This is a genomic window from Hypericibacter adhaerens (assembly GCF_008728835.1).
In the GTDB taxonomy this organism is placed as follows: domain Bacteria; phylum Pseudomonadota; class Alphaproteobacteria; order Dongiales; family Dongiaceae; genus Hypericibacter; species Hypericibacter adhaerens.
In genome coordinates this window covers 3,223,094-3,238,626 of sequence record NZ_CP042582.1, presented here as the reverse complement: position 1 = coordinate 3,238,626, position 15,533 = coordinate 3,223,094, and the positions used below count along the sequence as shown (strand labels likewise).

Genomic DNA, 15,533 nt, shown 5'->3' with positions numbered 1-15,533 from the left:
AACCCATGACGGACGCACTCGGCTTTTCCCCCGATCCGGAAGTCCGCTGCCGCGACTTCAAGATCGGCTGCATCGGCGCCGGCTTCATCATGGCGGATGTGCATCTGGCTTCCTATCACGAGGGGGGCTTCCCCGTGGTGGCGATCGCCTCGCGCACCAAGGCGAAAGCGGCCGAGGTGGCCAAGCGCTGGAACATCGGCACGGTCCATGACACGCCGGAGAAGCTGATCGAGGACACCCGCGTCGAGATCCTCGATATCGCCTTTCCACCCGACCAGCAGCCCGATCTGATCCGCCATGCGCTGAAGCAGAAACATATCAAGGCGATCCTGGCGCAGAAGCCACTGGCCATGACCTTCGAGGAGGCCAAACGGATCGCGGCCGAGTGCAAGGCGGCCGGCAAGGTGCTTTCGGTCAACCAGAACATGCGCTTCGACCAGTCGATGCGCGTGCTGAAGCAGATCCTGGACAAGGGCTCGCTCGGCATGCCGGTGCTGGCGACGATCGAGATGCGGGCGATCCCGCACTGGCAGCCGTTCCTGCACGAGTATGACCGGCTGACCCTGCTCAACATGTCGATCCATCATCTCGACGTGCTGCGCTTCCTGTTCGGCGATCCGACCGACATCTACACGGCGGTCCGTTCCGACCCGCGCACCAAGTTCCCGCATCGCGACGGCATCACGGTCTCGACCCTGTCCTTTCCCTCGGGCGTGATGGCGGTCTCGATGGAGGATGTCTGGAGCGGCCCGCGCGAGGAGGGCTACGAGTCCGACATCTACATCAAGTGGCGGGTGGAAGGGACCGATGGCGTTGCCCAGGGCACGATCGGCTGGCCCGACTATCCCAAAGGCTCGCCCTCGACCTTGCGTTATTGCTCCAAGACGGCGACCGGCGGGCGCTGGGTGCAGCCCACCTGGTCCACCATGTGGTTCCCGAACGCCTTCAAGGGCGTGATGGAACAGCTCCAATACGCGCTCAAGACCAGCACCAGGCCGCTGCTCGAAGGCCAGGACAATGTGAAGACCATGGCGCTGGTCGAGGCCGGCTATCGCTCGATGGCCGAGCGGCGCGCCGTGCGGCTCGACGAATTTCCCATCTGAAGAAGACCATCATCGGAGGAGGACAACCCATGATCCAGGTCGGCATTTTCACGGGATATTTCCCCTACACGCTCAAGGAGCAGGCGCAGAAGATCCGGGCGCTCGGCTTCAACACGGTCCAGCTCGATCTCGCCTTCAAGGACATCGATTTCTCGACGCCGGACTCCATCACCAAGGAGAAGGCGAAGACGGTGCGCGAGACCTTCCGCGACCACGATCTGCCGATCTGCTGCATCTCGGGCTATACCAACATCACCCACCCGAACCCCGCCGAGCGGAAGAAGCGCCTCGACTATCTCAAGGCGATCATCCGCAACGCCCGCAATTTCGGCACGCCCTACGTCATCTCGGAGACGGGCACCTTCAACACGGAGTCCGACTGGGTCGCCCATCCGAAGAACAAGACCGAGGAGGGCTTCCAGGAATGCAAGGCGGTGATCAAGGAGCTGTCGCAGCTCGCCTATGACCATGGCGCCCAGTTCCTGCTCGAGACCTATGTGAACAACGTGGTGGGCTCGGTCGAGGAGACGGTGCGGCTTTTCGCCGAGGTGGATCATCCCGGCCTCGGCCTGCTGATGGACCCGACCAACTATTTCGAGTCCCACAACATCGACCGCATGGACGGGATCCTGAAGCAGATCTTCGACACGCTCGCCGACAAGATCCGCATCTCCCATGCCAAGGACGTGAAGCGCTCGGGCAGCGACAAGTCGGAGAAGCATGCCGATATCGACGCCGCGGAATCGCACACCTTCCGCGGCGTCGGCGAGATCGAGCTGCCGGCCCCGGGCCTGGGTTCGCTCAATTACGACTATTACCTGAAGCGCCTCAGCGAGAAGCACCCGAACATCCCGATCATCATCGAGCATCTCGACGAATCGGACGTGCCGCGCGCGAAGAAGTTCATCGACGGCAAGCTGCGCGCCCAGGGGCTTTGACGGGATCACGGGCGAGGAAGGCCGGCATCGGGAGGTGCGGGCCTTCTTCGCCGATCTGGTTTGGATTTGAACAGGCTTTCGAGGTTCGATCATGGTGCAGCTCTTCGGCCGCTCCCTCACCCGTCGCGAGGTGGCGGCCCATGCCGGCACGCTGTCGCAATTCGCCGGCGTCCGGCTGATGACGCTGGGCGACGGCGTCGAGCGCGGCATCCGCATGCTCGAGTTCCGCACCGGCTCGGGGCTGCGCTTCACGGTGCTGATCGACCGGGCGCTCGACCTGGCCGACTGCGAATACAAGGGGGCCGCGATCGGCTGGAACTCGCCGGCCGGCTTCCGCCATCCGGGCCTGCATGAATATGAAGGCGAGGGCGGGCTCGCCTGGCTGCGCTCCTTCTCCGGCCTGGTCGTGACTTGCGGCCTCGACCACATCCTCTTCATGCATGACGACAAGGCCGACCATTACCACTATGTCCACCGCAAGTCGGTCAGCAGCTCGATCCATGGCCGCATCTCGACCATTCCCGGCAAGCTGCTCTCTTACGGCGAACGCTGGGACGGCGACGAATGCACGCTCTTCTGCGAAGGCGTGGTGCAGCAGTCGGCGGTGTTCGGCGAGGATCTTCATCTGATCCGCCGCATCGAGGCGAAGCTCGGCGCCAACGAGTTCACGCTGGAGGACCGCGTCGTCAATCACGGCTTCTACCGGACGCCGCATATGTTCTGCTACCACATCAATATCGGCCATCCGGTGCTGGCCGAGGGTTCGCGCTATCTGGCGCCGGTCGCCCATACCGTCTGGGCGGCCCATGCCGATGCCTACAAGGACCAGGGCGTGGGCTATCGCCGCTTGCCGTCGCCGCGCCACAATTTCCATGAGCAGGTCTGGCAGCATGCCATGGAAGCGGACGCGAAGGGCCAGGTGCCGGTTGCCGTGGTCAACGACGCGCTGGGGCTGGGTTTCGTCGTCGAAACCAACAAGAACGAATTTCCCTGCCAGTTCCAATGGCAGAATTTCCAGGAGGGTCAGTATGCGATCGGCATCGAACCCGCCACCAACCATGTCTATGGCAAGCCCTTCGCCCAGGAGCGAGGCGAACTGATCTGGCTCGAACATGGCGAGGAGAAACGCTACCGCACACGCTTCGCCGTGCTGGACGGCGCCAAGGAGATCGCGGCGATGGAGAAGCGGATCACCGCCATCGCCAGGCAGCCCGACGCCGACTACCCGGTGCCCAGCGGCCGCTGGGACCCGATCCCCGGCCGTGCCAAGGCGCGCGAAGGCGGAGGAGCATCCGCATGACCGCGAACGCCACGCCGCTCAAGGGCAAGACGGTCCTCTATACGGGTGCCGCCGGCGGGCTCGGTCACGACACCTCGCTGGCCCTGGCCGCGGCAGGGGCTCGGGTGATCGCGGTCGACGCTGATCCGGTGAAGACGGCGCGGCTTGCGGAATCCGCCAAGACGGCGGGGCCCGGCTCGATCGTGCTGGAGCCGATCGACCTGGCCGACCTGGACGGCTTGTCGCAACGGCTGGCGGCCATCGCCAAGCGCGAGGGCGGCTTCGATGTGGTGATCAACAACGCGGCGATCTATCCCTCGAAGCCCTTCGACCAGTTCACGGTCGAGGAGCATCAGGCGGTGCAGCGGGTCAATGTCGATGCCGGCATCGTCTGCGTGCAGGCGGCGCTGCCCGACATGAAGCGCAAGGGCTGGGGCCGGATCGTCAACATCTCGAGCGTGACCTTCTATGGCGGCTGGGCGCTGCTATCGCCCTATGTCGCCTCCAAGGCGGCGCTGGTGGGGCTGACGCGCGCCTGGGCGCGCGAGTTCGGGCCCTTCGGCATCACCGTCAACGCGATCGCGCCCGGCGCCTTCCCGACCGATGCCGAGAAGATCCATCCCGATCCCGAGGGCTATACGCGCTTCGTGCTGGACCACCAGGCGCTGAAGCGCCGCGGCACCGCGACCGACATCGCCAACGCCATCCTGTTCCTGGTCTCCGACCAGTCCAGCTTCATCACCGGCCAGACGCTCAATGTCGATGGCGGCTGGGTCATGCACTGAACCGGGCTTCAACGAGGTTTCTTCGATCATGGGTATCCTCTCCGGCTATCGCGTCCTCGACTGCTCGATCGCCATGGCGGGGCCGTTCGCGGCGCAGCGCCTGGGCGATCTGGGCGCCGATGTCGTGAAGGTCGAGCCGGTGACGGGCGAATGGCAGCGCCATGTCTCGGCGGGCGGCGCCAAGGGCAACCGCGTCAATGTCTCCTTCCTCTCGCTCAACCGGAACAAGCGCTCGATCGCGGTCGACCTGAAATCGGCCGAGGGCAAGGCCGTGCTGCTGGACCTGGTGAAGACGGCCGACGTCTTCCTGCAGAACTACCGGCCGGGCGTCGCCAAGCGGCTCGGCGTCGATTATGAGAGCCTGTCGAAGGTCAACCCCAAGCTGGTCTATGTCTCGATGTCGGGCTATGGCGAGACCGGCCCCTATATCGACAAGCCGGGGCAGGACCTGGTGCTGCAGGGCATGTCGGGCGCCATGCTGTCAGCGGGGCGCGCCGGCGAGGCGCCGACCCCGGCGGGGCAGTATCTGGTCGATGCGGTGACGGCCTATACGGCCTTCGAGGGCGCGCTCGCGGCGCTGCTCCATCGCGAGCGCACCGGCGAAGGGCAGCTCGTCAAGGTCAACATGCTGGATGCCATCACCACGCTTCAGATGCAGGAGCTCTCGATCTTCACGGTGGCCCATAAGCCGCAGACCCGCTCGGCCGAGCCCCATGCCCATGTCTATATCCGCGCGCCCTATGGCGCCTTCGCGACCAAGGACAACCCCATCATCGTCGCCTTTCCGAGCCTCAAGAAGTTCGGCGCGCTCATCGGCGAGGAGAGCTTCCTGACGATGGAGGACGAGGTCGATTCCTGGACGCGCCGCGACGAGATCTTCGCCAAGACGCGCCAGCGCCTCGCGGCCAAGACCTCGGCCGAATGGCTGAAGCTCTTCGCCGAGAACGACATCTGGGCCGGCCCCGTCTATGGCTATGCGGATCTGGTGAAGGACCCGCAGATCCTCCATAACGGCACCTTCGTCGAATATGACCATCCGACCGAAGGCCATGTGAAGACGCCGGGTTTCCCGATCCAGTTCTCCAAGACCCCGTCCAAGGTCGATCGCGGCGCGCCGCTCGCGGGCCAGCATACCCGCGAGATCCTCAAATCCGCCGGCTATGACGATGCGCGCATCGATGCGCTGCTGAAATCGGGCGCGCTCGCCGAGACCAAAGTCTAGCCGTCATGCCGGCTTATGAGGGCCTGACCTGGGATCATCCGCGCGGCTACAAGGCGCTCGAGGCCGCCGCCGCGGGGCTGAGCGAGGCCAAGGACGGCTTGACGATCCGCTGGGACCGCCAGCCGCTCGAGGGCTTCGAATCCCATCCGATCGACGATCTCTGCCGGCGCTACGACATCGTGGTGCTCGATCATCCCCATATCGGCGAGGCGGTGGCCAAGCGCTGCCTGCGGCCCTTGGAGACGCTGTTCGCGCCGCAGGAGATCGCCGCCTGGGGACGGGACACGATCGGCCCCTGCCTGACGAGCTACCGCTACGCGGGCTCGCATTGGGCGCTGCCGCTCGATGCCGCGACCCAGGTGATGGCGCTGCGCCCCGATCTCCTGGATCGCGATCCGCCGCGGACCTGGAGCGAGGTGGTGGCGTTGCCCGACAAACTGCCAGTCTGCCTGTCGCTGGCGGGGCCCCATGCGATCCTGAGCCTGATGTCGATCTCGGTTTCGCTGGGAACGGCGCCGGGCGCGGGCGAGCCGGGCCGGTTCCTGCCGCCGCCGGCCGTATCGGCGGCGCTCGAGATCCTGCGGCCGCTGGCGGCGCGCAGCCTCCCGGCGGCGAGGGGGCTCAATCCCATCGGCATCCTGTGCCGCATGGCGTCAGGCGACGATCTGGCGCTCTGCCCGCTGGTCTATGGCTATGTGAACTATGCGGCGCCGCGCGATCCGAAGGCGCGGCGGGTGGCCTTCCATGATGCGCCGGCGGCGACGGCAACGGGCCGGCCCGGTTCCACCCTGGGCGGAACCGGCATCGCCATCAGCCGGCGCTGCCAGGCGACGCCGGCCTTGCTCGACCATCTGCGCTGGCTGATGGCGCCCGAGGCTCAGACCGGCTTCATCCCGACCCATGATGGTCAGCCCAGCCGGCGCGAATCCTGGCAGGATGTTGCCGTGAACGCGGCCTGGGGCGATTTCTACAAGAACTGCTTCCGCACCCTGGAACTGGCCTGGGTGCGGCCGCGCTTCGACGGTTATATCGCCTTCCAGACGCAAGCCTCGGCGATCCTGCGCGACGGCCTGGCCGAAGGGCAGGGCGCCGCCCCGATCGCGGACCGGCTGCAGGATTGCTATGCGGCGCATCGGCCGCCGGACGCCGAACTCTAGAGGTTGGAGATGGACGAGAACATCCTCTGTACGGTCGAGAACCAGGTCGCGATCATCACGCTGAACCGACCGGCCAAGCTCAACGCCATGACGCCGGAGATGATCCAGCAGATCATCGAGGCAACCGAGCGCTGCAACCATGACGACGATGTGCGGGCCGTGATCGTGACGGGAGCGGGGGAGAAATCCTTCTGCGCCGGCTCCGACATCCGCGAGCTCGACACCTATCCCACGCCCTGGGCCTTCCGCTCGCGTCCCGACTATTGCGACGCCGTGCGCAAGCTGGTGAAGCCTTCGATCGCGGCGGTCAATGGCTATGCCTTCGGCGGCGGGCTCGAGACGGCGATGAGCTGCGACATCCGCATCTGCTCGCCCAATGCGCGCTTCGCGGCACCCGAGATCAAGCTCGGCTGGATCGGCGGCGGCGGCATGGCGGTCCATCTCGCCCATGCGGTGGGGCCTTCCAACGCGGCGCTCATGATCATGACCGGCGACCCGATCGAGGCGGAGAAGGCGCTGGCTTGGGGGCTGGTGAGCGAGATCGTGCCGGCGGAAAAGCTCCAGGCCCGGGCCCGTGAGATCGCCGCCGCCATCGCGGCGCGGGCGCCGATCGCGGCTGAGACGGCGAAGCTCAATCTCCGCGCCGCTTTCTCGATGCCGCTCGACAAGGCTATAGAATACGAGCGCGACCTCCAGACCGTCTGCTTCGCGACCGAGGACGCGATGGAGGGGCGCCAGGCCTTCAAGGAAAAGCGCGCGCCGCTCTTCAAGCGCCGCTGAGGAACCGTCATGAGCCATCCCCTGCCGCTGACCCTGTCGGTCGCGACGACCCTGCCGAACGATGCCCGGTCCGCGACCCTGATCGGGCGGGTCTGGCGGCCGGAGCTCGAGGGGCCCTCGGTCGTGCGGCTCGATGGCGAGACGGTCGTCGATATCACGGCCGCCTTTCCGACGGTCTCTCAGCTTTGCGAGCAATCCGATCCGGCCAAGGCCGCCAAGGCCGCCAAAGGCGAGGTGATCGGCGGCCTGGCCGAGATCCTGGCCAACACCCCGACCGACCGACGGAACGAGGCCAGGCCCTCGCTGCTGGCACCGATCGATCTGCAAGCCGTGAAGGCTTCGGGCGTGACCTTCGTCACCTCGCTGATCGAGCGGGTGATCGAGGAGCAGGCGCGGGGTGCGCCGGAGCGAGCGGCCGGGGTCAGGGCCGAGATCGTCGCCGCCATCGGCAGCGATCTCAAGGCGCTGAAGCCCGGCTCGCCGGCGGCCATGGCGCTCAAGGAGCTGCTCATCAAGAAGGGGCTCTGGTCGCAATATCTCGAGGTGGGGATCGGGCCCGATGCCGAGATCTTCACCAAGGCCCAGCCGATGGCCTCGGTCGGCCATGGCGCCGAGATCGGGATCCATCCGGGCTCGGTCTGGAACAATCCGGAGCCCGAGGTGGTGCTGGCGGTCTCCTCGGCCGGGCGCATCGTCGGCGCCACGCTCGGCAACGACGTCAATCTGCGCGATTTCGAGGGCCGCTCGGCGCTGCTCCTGGGCAAGGCCAAGGACAACAACGCCTCCTCGGCCATCGGCCCGTTCCTGCGGCTGTTCGACGGCGGCTTCACCCTCGACCATGTGCGCAAGGCCGATATCGGCCTGCGGGTCGAGGGGCCGGACCAGTTCCGCCTCCAGGGCGGCTCCTCGATCGCCGAGATCAGCCGCGACCCCGAGGATCTGGTGCATCAGCTGATCGGGCCCTATCACCAGTATCCCGACGGGGTGGTGCTCTATCTCGGCACCATGTTCGCGCCGATCCAGGACCGGCGGGGCAAGGGTCAGGGCTTCACCCACGAGATCGGCGACATCGTCACCATCGCCACGCCGACCCTCGGCAGCCTGACCAACCGCGTCGTCACCAGCGACAAGGCCCCGGCCTGGCGCTTCGGCACCAGCCAGCTGATGCGCAACCTGGCCAAACGCGGGCTGATCTAGCAACGTCGCCGTTCCTATTGTGCCGCCCAGGCATCATGGCCGCGACGACCGGACCGTTCCCTCACGGCTGGTCGTCGATGACGAGGTTCGTTTCGTCGGTGTCGACGACAAAAACAGCCAGCAGTCGCGCGGGCTCGGTGTCGCTGACATTTTCGCTAACGGCGTGATGGTCGCCGGGCAGCTCGGCGAAGCTCTCGCCGGCGCGATACACCGTCGCCGGGCCGTCATTGACCTGGCTGCGAATGGCGCCTTCCAGGACCGTCGCGTAGATGAAGGCGGAGTTCGGGTGGGTATGTGCCGCCGACGTGCCGCCGGGTTCATATTCGACGAGCACGCCCCGCATGCTCTTGCCGGGCACGTTCGGCAGGACATGGTCGAAGACCACGGTCACCTTGGACCTCGACGCGTCGTCGGCCATAGCGGGGGACAGCGCGAGAGCCGCGAAAATGGCGCTGTAAAAAAGCCGCGAGAACATTCTGTTCCTCCGTGGTTGGGACCGGCGCCTGTCTGGCTCGCCGGCCCCGGTTGCTGCTCTGGATTGGATGCAAGGCTCGGCACGGCGGCGCTGGATCGACGCCGCCGGAGGCGGCGGGCTACCGTGCCGCGGCGCGTCCGAGCCAATCCTCGAAATGCACCGTGCCGAGATGCGGGTTGGCGTCCGGGGTCAGTGACTTGTCGTTCAGCTCGGCGCCGAAATAGCGCGCATGAATGTCCGTGACCACGTTGCGGGGATCGCGCTTGGCACGGAAGTAGCGCCGGACGAGGTCGTCGAGACCGATGCGTTCCGGTCCCGCCAGCTCGATGATGCCGTTCTGCGGCGCCATCAAGGCCGTCTTGGCCACCAGTGCGGCGACATCGTCGGAAGCGACAGGCTGCAGAAGGGCCGGCGAGAGGCGAACCGTCTGGCCGTCGGTGGCGGATTGGGCGATGCCGGGAACGAACTCGAAGAACTGGGTCGAGCGGATGATCGTGTAGGGAATGCCGGACGCCCTGATCAGATCCTCCTGGGCGATCTTCGCGCGGAGATAGCCGCTTGTCGGCAGGCGATCGGCGCCGACGACCGAGAGGGCGATGTGATGGCGCACATCGGCTGCCGCCTCCGCAGCCAGGAGGTTGCGGCCGGCCGTCTTGAAGAAGGTCATCACGGCCTCGTCCTCGAACGACGGCGAATTGGCAAGGTCGAGGACGACTTGCGTCCCTGCCATGGCCATGGCCAGTCCTTCGCCGGTGATCGTGTTGATGCCCGTGCTGGGCGCGCCCGCGATGACCTCGTGGCCCTTTTCGCGAAGATGCGACACGACCTTGCTCCCGATGAGGCCGGTGCCGCCGATGACGACGATCTTCATGTTGATTCCTCCGTGCAAGAATCGATGGACGAAGGATGGGCGGGCCTGTGCGGAAAGACTTTGCGGCAGCCTCCAATTTGCCTTGGGTTTTTGTCCAAAAATGATCGCGGGTCGCGGTAGTATCTCCTGGCGGAAAGGTCGGGGCCGGCGACCGGCCGCACCAAATTCCCCTATTATCAATTGCTTGTTGGACAGGCGGCATGGATGCTCGCGCGCGTCAGGGAGCGGTGAGGCTCGTCTTCGGGGATCATGTGCTCGACCCCGACCGGCGGGAGCTCACCCGCGGCGGCGAGACGATCGCAGTGGGGCCGCAGGTCTTCGACCTGCTGATGTATCTGCTGCGCAATCGCGACCGCGTCGTCACCAAGGACGACCTGATCGAGACGGTGTGGGGCGGCCGGATCGTCTCGGAATCGACCCTGACCAGCCACATCAACGCGGTACGCAAGGCGATCGGGGACAGCGGCGAGGAGCAGCGCCTGGTTCGCACCGTCGCCCGCAAGGGCTATCGGTTCGTGGGCGAGGTGCGGGAATCCGATTCCTCGGAGAGATCGCCCCCGGCCAGGCTGCAGGAACTCTCCGCCCCGGGACTGACCCTGCCGGATCGTTCGTCGATCGCCGTGCTGCCCTTCCTCAACCTCAGCGGCGATCCCACCCAGGACTACTTCGTCGAGGGGGTGGTGGAGGACATCATCTCGGCATTGTCGCGCATGAGCTGGCTGTTCGTCATCTCCCGCAACTCGAGCTTCACCTACAAGGGGCAGACGGTCGATGTGAAGCGGATAGGGCGGGAGCTGGGCGTGCGCTACCTGCTCGAAGGCAGCCTGCGCAAGGCGGCGAACCGCGTGCGGATCACCGGGCAGCTGGTCGATGCGACCACGGGCGCCAATCTCTGGTCGGAACGCTTCGAAGGCAGCATTCACGACATCTTCGAGCTGCAGGATGAGCTGACCGCGAGCGTTGTCGGGGCCATCGCCCCGCAACTGGAGCGCGCGGAGATCAAGCGCGCGAAACGCAAGCCGACCGAGAGCCTCGGCGCCTACGACTACTACCTGCGCGGACTGGCGAACCTGCATGGCGGCACCCGGGAGGCCATCGACGAGGCGCTGGCCCAGTTCTATCAGGCGCTCGAGCTCGATCCGAATTTCGCCTCATCCTATGGGATGGCGGCCTGGTGCTATTTCTGGCGCAAGGTCAACGGATGGATGACCGACCGGCCGCGGGAGATCGCCGAGGGAGTCCGTCTGGCGCGTCTGGCGGTCGAGCGGGGCGGAGACGATGCGGTCGCCCTCACGCGCAGCGGTCACGCGCTCAGCCACCTGACCAGCGACCTGGAGGGCGGCATCGCCCTGATCGACAGGGCGCTCGCGCTCAATCCGAATCTCGCGTCGGCATGGTTCCTCGGCGGATTCTTGAGGACCTGGAACGGCGAGCCGGACAGCGCCATCCGGCATTTCACGCACGCCTTGCGCTTGAGCCCTCTCGATCCCGAGATCTACCGGATGCAGGCCGGATTGGCGGCGGCGCATATGTTCGCGGGGCGCTTCGACGTCGCCTCGTCCTGGGCCGAGAAGTCGTTCGGCCACTTGCCGAGCTTCCTGATGGTCGTCGCCATCATCGCGGCCTGCCATGCGCTGGCGGATCGGCCTCATGAGGCCAGTCGGGCGATGACCCATTTGCGCCAGCTCGATCCTGCGCTCCGGATCTCGCAGCTGGCCGATTGGCTCCCGATCCGCCGGCCGCAGGACCTTGCGGTGTTTGCCGAGGGTCTGCGGAAGGCGGGGCTGCCGGAATGACGGGATAGGCCTTCGGCGGAAAGGAAAACGGCGGGCCCTTGCGGGCCCGCCGCTTCCGCTCCGGCGTCCCTCAGAGGGCGCCGCAATCTCAATATTCGTTGACCGGCAGCCCCAGCTCCTTGATCGCGCCCGTGATGGTGGCGATGCCGTCGTCAAACTTGCCCTTGGAGCATTCATCCTGACCCTGAGTCAGCGCCTGGCTGGCGGCATCCGTCTTGCCACCCGGGCCCATGAGATCGATATCCCATCCCAGATCGCGCGCATACATGGCGCATTTGTTGTTGGCCGTGTATGAGGTCGCCATCGCGGCGGTGGAGAAAACCACGCCGACAACAGCGGCAGCGGCGATCAGAAGTTTCGTCGTCATCGTTGGACTCCTCTTTTTTCCGGGCGGGGATCTCGTGATTGGATCCCGAACTGTTCGGCAGGGTGACACGCCCTGCCCCCGATCCGGCTCGCCCCGGGGCGCCAGGATACACCAGCCGACCCGTTGCCTCCGAGGCCCGCCATGCGTCCCGAGCCTCTCGACGCGATGTCAAACCTGTGCCCGGCGTTAATGTTGGCCGGGCCCCGCGATCGGCGCACCGCCTTGGAATCCGCCACCCGGTACCGTGAAGCCGCGGGAGGCGGCCGTTCCGCCCCTTGATTTCTATTAACAAATGAGGATGGCGGCGGCCTCGGGGTCCGCTACCCAACTTTCCCTATTCCTCGACGCCGTCTCTTCAACGCAGAGCCCCGGGAAGTTGGACCGATTCTCGACATGCAAGCGTCACGCGTGTTTCGCGGCGCGGCGAAGAATAGGACAAAGGTCCAATTAGGGGCTGGGCGGGAGTGTGGTTTCGCCCCATCCTTGAAGGAGCGGGGACCGGGGTCATAGAGCGACCATGATCGGCCCAAGGGACACCCGAGACATCGGAGCGTCGGGAAGGCTCGCCTGACCGGGCGCTTCGGTGGGTGCAATCCACGGGGAGATGGAGCCGGACATGCGGGAATGCTGGAGATCGTTTCGATTGCTGGGCGCGGCGGTGGGCCTGGTCCTTGCCGTGACGATGATCATCGGTGCGGGGGCGGCGCAAGCGGGCACGCTCGACGACCTGAAGAAGAACGGGACGATACGCCTCGGCGTGCGCGCGGATACCAAGCCCTTCTCCTATGCCGACGCCGACGGCACCTCCAAAGGCTACATGGTCGATATCTGCAATGCGGTCGTGCGGCGTCTGCAGGCGAACTACAGCCTGCCCGACCTCAAGACCCAATATGTCACGGTGACGACCGAAACGCGGTTCGACGCCCTGCGGCAGAACAAGGTCGACCTGCTCTGCGGGCCCGACACGGTCACGCTCAAGCGCCGGGAGATCGTGAGCTTCTCGGTGCCCGTCTTCATCACCGGCGCCGCCGTCCTTTACCGTGCCGACGGTCCGAGCTCTCTCTACGACCTCAGGGACAAGAAGGTCGGCGTGAAATCGGCCACCACGACCGAGACGGTCCTGCGCGACACGTTGAAGAAGCTCGAGGTCAATGCCGACATCGTCACTTTCAACACCTATGAAGAGGGCGCCAAGGCGCTCGCCTCCAATCAGATCTCGGTCTTCTTCGGCGACCGCGGCATCCTGGTGGATCTGCTGAAGCAGTCGAATTCCGACCAGCTCAAGATCGGCGACCTGATGCTGAGCGCGGAAACCTATGCGCTCGGGCTGCGGCGCGACGACGAGGATTTCCGCGTGGCGGTGGATCGCGCCCTCAGCCAGATCTTCGTGTCCAAGGAGCTGACGCATCTGTTGCGCACCAACTTCGGCGATCGGCCTCCCGGCCCCATCCTCGAAGCGCTCTTCCTCGCCAGCGCCCTGCCGGAGTAGAAGTGTCCGTTCCGTGGCTGTCCCCGGTATCGATCGGGGGCAGCCGAGATCGATACCATGTCGCGACGAATGGGATGAGGTTCCGATGAACAGGATTGCCGGCAGGGACGATGGGGCGTTCCGCAGGCCCTTCGCCCGCCGTTTGCTGCTCGGGGCCATGGCCGCGGCCGGGGCGGTCGCTCTGCTGCCCCGCCAGGCCGGAGCTATCACGGGGTCCGGACCGGAGATCGACGCCGATGCGACCCGCGCGCTCCAGTCTCTCTATGCCAGCGACGAAGGCGCGAAGGCCTTGGGGCAGAAGGCCCAGGGCATCCTGATCTTCCCTGAGATCGCGAAGGCCGGCTTCCTGATCGGTGGTGCCTATGGCGAGGGCGCGCTGCGGGTCGGCGGAAAGACCGTGGCCTATTACAGCTCTTCGGCCGCCTCCTACGGGTTGCAGGTCGGCATCCAGCGCTTCAGCTACGTACTATTCCTGATGACGCCCAACGCGATCAATTACCTGAACAAGTCGGACGGATGGGAGATCGGCGTCGGCCCCTCCATCGTCGTGGCCGATGAAGGCTTCGGCAAGAAAATGACCACCACGACGCTGCAGGCCGAGATCTATGCCTACATCTTCGGCCAGCAGGGACTGATGGCCGGCCTCGGCATCGAGGGTACCAAGATCCTGAAGATCGATCGCTAGGCCGGTCGGAGGATCGAGGAGGCGGCGTCGCGCCTAAGACGGCGGCGCACTTCGCTTCCGGGCCGCCCGCCATTCCGACGGGGGCAGGCCCGACCAGCGCTCGAACGCGCGGCTGAAGACGGCGGTCTCCGCGTAACCGATGGCCGAGCTGATCTGCGTGATGCTCAAACGCGTCCCGCCGAGAAGCTGGCAGGCGACCTCGAATCGGGTCTCGCTCAGCAGCTCGCGGAAGGTCGTTTCCTGCGTCTTGAGCTTGCGAAGCAGGGTGCGCGGATGCAAGGAGAGCAGCCGCGCGATCTCCTCGATCGACGACTCGCTGGAGATCACGCGCGTGCGAAGCAGGCGCTTCACCTGGGACGAGACGTCGGGGTTGCGAAATGTCGAATGGGCCTGCAGAACAGCCTGAATCTGCGCCCGTTGCCCGGCATTCCCGGTTCTGATCGGTGAGCGCAAGGCGGAGGACGGCAGCAGCAGGCCGGACTCCTCCGCGTCGAAACGCACCTGGTCACCGAAGACCCGTTTGAACGGGACGATGTCGGCGGGCGCCGTGTGGGAGAACGCGGCCTCGATCACGATCTTTCCGGCCAGCGCTGTGATGACGTTGTGCGCCAGGGCGAGAGCGCCATCGATGATCTGGTTCATGCCGGGCGTTTCCGGCTGGTAGATCGCATAGCCGAAAACCGAGAAATGCTCCATGCGCCGGAGATAGCAGACGGCACCGTCGGCATTCCGGGCCTGACCGAAAACCAGATCCTGAAGAGCTTGCTCGAGCGTGCCGGCGGTCTGCATGAACTCGGCGACCAGCCCGAGCGACTGCAATGCGAGCCGCTGCCCCGCCAACAACCCGAAATGCTCGCAGCGCGTCCGCTGGGAGCAGGCATGGAGGAGCCGCCCCATGGCGACGAATGTGATTTCGTTCTCGGGGCTATCGAGGATCGAGAGCTCCAGGCCCGCGGATGGGAAAACATCCGCGGGCTCATGGCCCAGACTCCGCAAGACCTGCGGCACCTCGAGGAGAACACCGACCCGTTGGCGACCCTCGTTTCGGGGCGACCGAATATCATTGAGGCGGGCCGTGCCAGCCGATTGTTCAGTCACATTGACTGTCCCTTGGTCAGCGGCGCGCGCAAGCCGCGCACCGGCATGGGGGTAATTTTCAATGGGATTGAAATCATTCTAAATCGATGCGGTCTTGGCCGCGGAGGCATGGGAGCTTGGAGTCGCTCGCTTATTTTGACCGTGCATTCTTGTTTGTCAGAAAGGATCAAGAGCATTTTATTGATGCATGCTATCTGTGCAATCGAAAGGTACAAGCGCATCTGGCCGATTGGCTAGGGACCGGCCTGGTGTCGCACGGGGCGCTTCCTTGGCGAAGGAGGACATTGAGTC

The 15,533-nt window shown here is 65.6% G+C and carries 16 protein-coding genes; 12 read left to right on the top strand and 4 right to left on the bottom strand.

What is annotated here, in order from left to right; genetic code table 11:
• Positions 1 to 5: 5 nt before the first annotated feature.
• The 8 genes from FRZ61_RS14235 to FRZ61_RS14200 all read left to right on the top strand — a co-directional run bounded on the left by FRZ61_RS14235 (position 6) and on the right by FRZ61_RS14200 (position 8,461).
• Complete coding sequence (locus tag FRZ61_RS14235; RefSeq protein WP_151118358.1) at positions 6 to 1,103, top strand: Gfo/Idh/MocA family protein; 1,098 nt, start codon at positions 6 to 8, stop codon at positions 1,101 to 1,103.
• A gap of 29 nt (positions 1,104 to 1,132) precedes the next feature.
• On the top strand, positions 1,133 to 2,041 hold the full coding sequence (locus tag FRZ61_RS14230) for a sugar phosphate isomerase/epimerase family protein (protein WP_151118357.1): 909 nt from the start codon (positions 1,133 to 1,135) through the stop codon (positions 2,039 to 2,041).
• A 91-nt stretch (positions 2,042 to 2,132) separates the two neighbouring features.
• Entirely contained in the window at positions 2,133 to 3,341 is a 1,209-nt protein-coding gene (locus tag FRZ61_RS14225) for an aldose 1-epimerase family protein (RefSeq protein ID WP_151118356.1), read from the top strand.
• Positions 3,338 to 4,105, top strand: coding sequence for an SDR family NAD(P)-dependent oxidoreductase (locus FRZ61_RS14220; protein WP_151118355.1), 768 nt, complete (start codon positions 3,338 to 3,340; stop codon positions 4,103 to 4,105). The genes FRZ61_RS14225 and FRZ61_RS14220 overlap by 4 nt, the downstream gene beginning before the upstream one ends.
• 28 nt (positions 4,106 to 4,133) lie before the next feature.
• Entirely contained in the window at positions 4,134 to 5,327 is a 1,194-nt protein-coding gene (locus FRZ61_RS14215) for a CaiB/BaiF CoA transferase family protein (protein ID WP_151118354.1), read from the top strand.
• A 5-nt stretch (positions 5,328 to 5,332) separates the two neighbouring features.
• Entirely contained in the window at positions 5,333 to 6,484 is a 1,152-nt protein-coding gene (locus FRZ61_RS14210; RefSeq protein ID WP_151118353.1) for a type 2 periplasmic-binding domain-containing protein, read from the top strand.
• A 9-nt stretch (positions 6,485 to 6,493) separates the two neighbouring features.
• The gene (locus tag FRZ61_RS14205) at positions 6,494 to 7,264 is read left to right on the top strand and encodes an enoyl-CoA hydratase/isomerase family protein (RefSeq protein ID WP_151118352.1); all 771 of its coding nucleotides are present in this window, start codon (positions 6,494 to 6,496) and stop codon (positions 7,262 to 7,264) included.
• Positions 7,265 to 7,273: 9 nt separating this feature from the next.
• Positions 7,274 to 8,461: a fumarylacetoacetate hydrolase family protein gene (locus tag FRZ61_RS14200; protein ID WP_151118351.1), complete on the top strand. Its 1,188-nt coding sequence runs from the start codon at positions 7,274 to 7,276 to the stop codon at positions 8,459 to 8,461.
• 61 nt (positions 8,462 to 8,522) lie between these two features.
• Here the strand turns inward: FRZ61_RS14200 and FRZ61_RS14195 are convergent, their stop codons facing one another.
• Both FRZ61_RS14195 and FRZ61_RS14190 read right to left on the bottom strand, forming a co-directional pair.
• Positions 8,523 to 8,936: a cupin domain-containing protein gene (locus FRZ61_RS14195; RefSeq protein WP_151118350.1), complete on the bottom strand. Its 414-nt coding sequence runs from the start codon at positions 8,934 to 8,936 to the stop codon at positions 8,523 to 8,525.
• Between the two features lie 118 nt (positions 8,937 to 9,054).
• Positions 9,055 to 9,807 (bottom strand): SDR family oxidoreductase, encoded by a 753-nt coding sequence (locus FRZ61_RS14190; protein WP_151118349.1) that lies wholly within the window; start codon positions 9,805 to 9,807, stop codon positions 9,055 to 9,057.
• A 200-nt stretch (positions 9,808 to 10,007) separates the two neighbouring features.
• On the opposite strand from FRZ61_RS14190, the gene FRZ61_RS14185 reads away from it, so the two are divergent.
• A complete protein-coding gene (locus FRZ61_RS14185) occupies positions 10,008 to 11,603 on the top strand; it encodes a winged helix-turn-helix domain-containing protein (RefSeq protein ID WP_225308809.1) in 1,596 nt (531 codons plus the stop codon).
• An 88-nt stretch (positions 11,604 to 11,691) separates the two neighbouring features.
• On the opposite strand, the gene FRZ61_RS14180 is transcribed toward FRZ61_RS14185, so the two are convergent.
• Positions 11,692 to 11,970, bottom strand: a complete 279-nt coding sequence (locus FRZ61_RS14180; RefSeq protein WP_151118348.1) for a hypothetical protein — start codon at positions 11,968 to 11,970, stop codon at positions 11,692 to 11,694.
• Positions 11,971 to 12,613: 643 nt separating this feature from the next.
• On the opposite strand from FRZ61_RS14180, the gene FRZ61_RS14175 reads away from it, so the two are divergent.
• Both FRZ61_RS14175 and FRZ61_RS14170 read left to right on the top strand, forming a co-directional pair.
• Positions 12,614 to 13,459, top strand: coding sequence for an amino acid ABC transporter substrate-binding protein (locus FRZ61_RS14175; RefSeq protein WP_191909021.1), 846 nt, complete (start codon positions 12,614 to 12,616; stop codon positions 13,457 to 13,459).
• 85 nt (positions 13,460 to 13,544) lie between these two features.
• Complete coding sequence (locus tag FRZ61_RS14170; protein ID WP_225308808.1) at positions 13,545 to 14,144, top strand: lipid-binding SYLF domain-containing protein; 600 nt, start codon at positions 13,545 to 13,547, stop codon at positions 14,142 to 14,144.
• A gap of 33 nt (positions 14,145 to 14,177) precedes the next feature.
• Here the strand turns inward: FRZ61_RS14170 and FRZ61_RS14165 are convergent, their stop codons facing one another.
• Positions 14,178 to 15,140, bottom strand: a complete 963-nt coding sequence (locus FRZ61_RS14165) for an AraC family transcriptional regulator (RefSeq protein ID WP_225309259.1) — start codon at positions 15,138 to 15,140, stop codon at positions 14,178 to 14,180.
• Between FRZ61_RS14165 and FRZ61_RS26630 the strand changes: the two genes are divergently transcribed.
• Positions 15,024 to 15,479, top strand: coding sequence for a hypothetical protein (locus FRZ61_RS26630; protein WP_225309299.1), 456 nt, complete (start codon positions 15,024 to 15,026; stop codon positions 15,477 to 15,479). The genes FRZ61_RS14165 and FRZ61_RS26630 overlap by 117 nt on opposite strands.
• The last annotated feature ends 54 nt before the right edge of the window (positions 15,480 to 15,533 follow it).

What these genes read in the sequence shown, in the direction of transcription:
- FRZ61_RS14220 (WP_151118355.1), top strand. Translation starts at nt 3,338, where the DNA reads ATGACCGCGAACGCCACGCCGCTCAAGGGCAAGACGGTCCTCTATACG.
- FRZ61_RS14185 (WP_225308809.1), top strand. Translation starts at nt 10,008, where the DNA reads ATGGATGCTCGCGCGCGTCAGGGAGCGGTGAGGCTCGTCTTCGGGGAT.
- FRZ61_RS14230 (WP_151118357.1), top strand. Translation starts at nt 1,133, where the DNA reads ATGATCCAGGTCGGCATTTTCACGGGATATTTCCCCTACACGCTCAAG.
- FRZ61_RS14190 (WP_151118349.1), bottom strand. Translation starts at nt 9,807, where the DNA reads ATGAAGATCGTCGTCATCGGCGGCACCGGCCTCATCGGGAGCAAGGTC.
- FRZ61_RS14215 (WP_151118354.1), top strand. Translation starts at nt 4,134, where the DNA reads ATGGGTATCCTCTCCGGCTATCGCGTCCTCGACTGCTCGATCGCCATG.
- FRZ61_RS14200 (WP_151118351.1), top strand. Translation starts at nt 7,274, where the DNA reads ATGAGCCATCCCCTGCCGCTGACCCTGTCGGTCGCGACGACCCTGCCG.
- FRZ61_RS14195 (WP_151118350.1), bottom strand. Translation starts at nt 8,936, where the DNA reads ATGTTCTCGCGGCTTTTTTACAGCGCCATTTTCGCGGCTCTCGCGCTG.
- FRZ61_RS26630 (WP_225309299.1), top strand. Translation starts at nt 15,024, where the DNA reads ATGGAGGAGCCGCCCCATGGCGACGAATGTGATTTCGTTCTCGGGGCT.
- FRZ61_RS14235 (WP_151118358.1), top strand. Translation starts at nt 6, where the DNA reads ATGACGGACGCACTCGGCTTTTCCCCCGATCCGGAAGTCCGCTGCCGC.
- FRZ61_RS14205 (WP_151118352.1), top strand. Translation starts at nt 6,494, where the DNA reads ATGGACGAGAACATCCTCTGTACGGTCGAGAACCAGGTCGCGATCATC.
- FRZ61_RS14225 (WP_151118356.1), top strand. Translation starts at nt 2,133, where the DNA reads ATGGTGCAGCTCTTCGGCCGCTCCCTCACCCGTCGCGAGGTGGCGGCC.
- FRZ61_RS14170 (WP_225308808.1), top strand. Translation starts at nt 13,545, where the DNA reads ATGAACAGGATTGCCGGCAGGGACGATGGGGCGTTCCGCAGGCCCTTC.
- FRZ61_RS14180 (WP_151118348.1), bottom strand. Translation starts at nt 11,970, where the DNA reads ATGACGACGAAACTTCTGATCGCCGCTGCCGCTGTTGTCGGCGTGGTT.
- FRZ61_RS14210 (WP_151118353.1), top strand. Translation starts at nt 5,333, where the DNA reads ATGCCGGCTTATGAGGGCCTGACCTGGGATCATCCGCGCGGCTACAAG.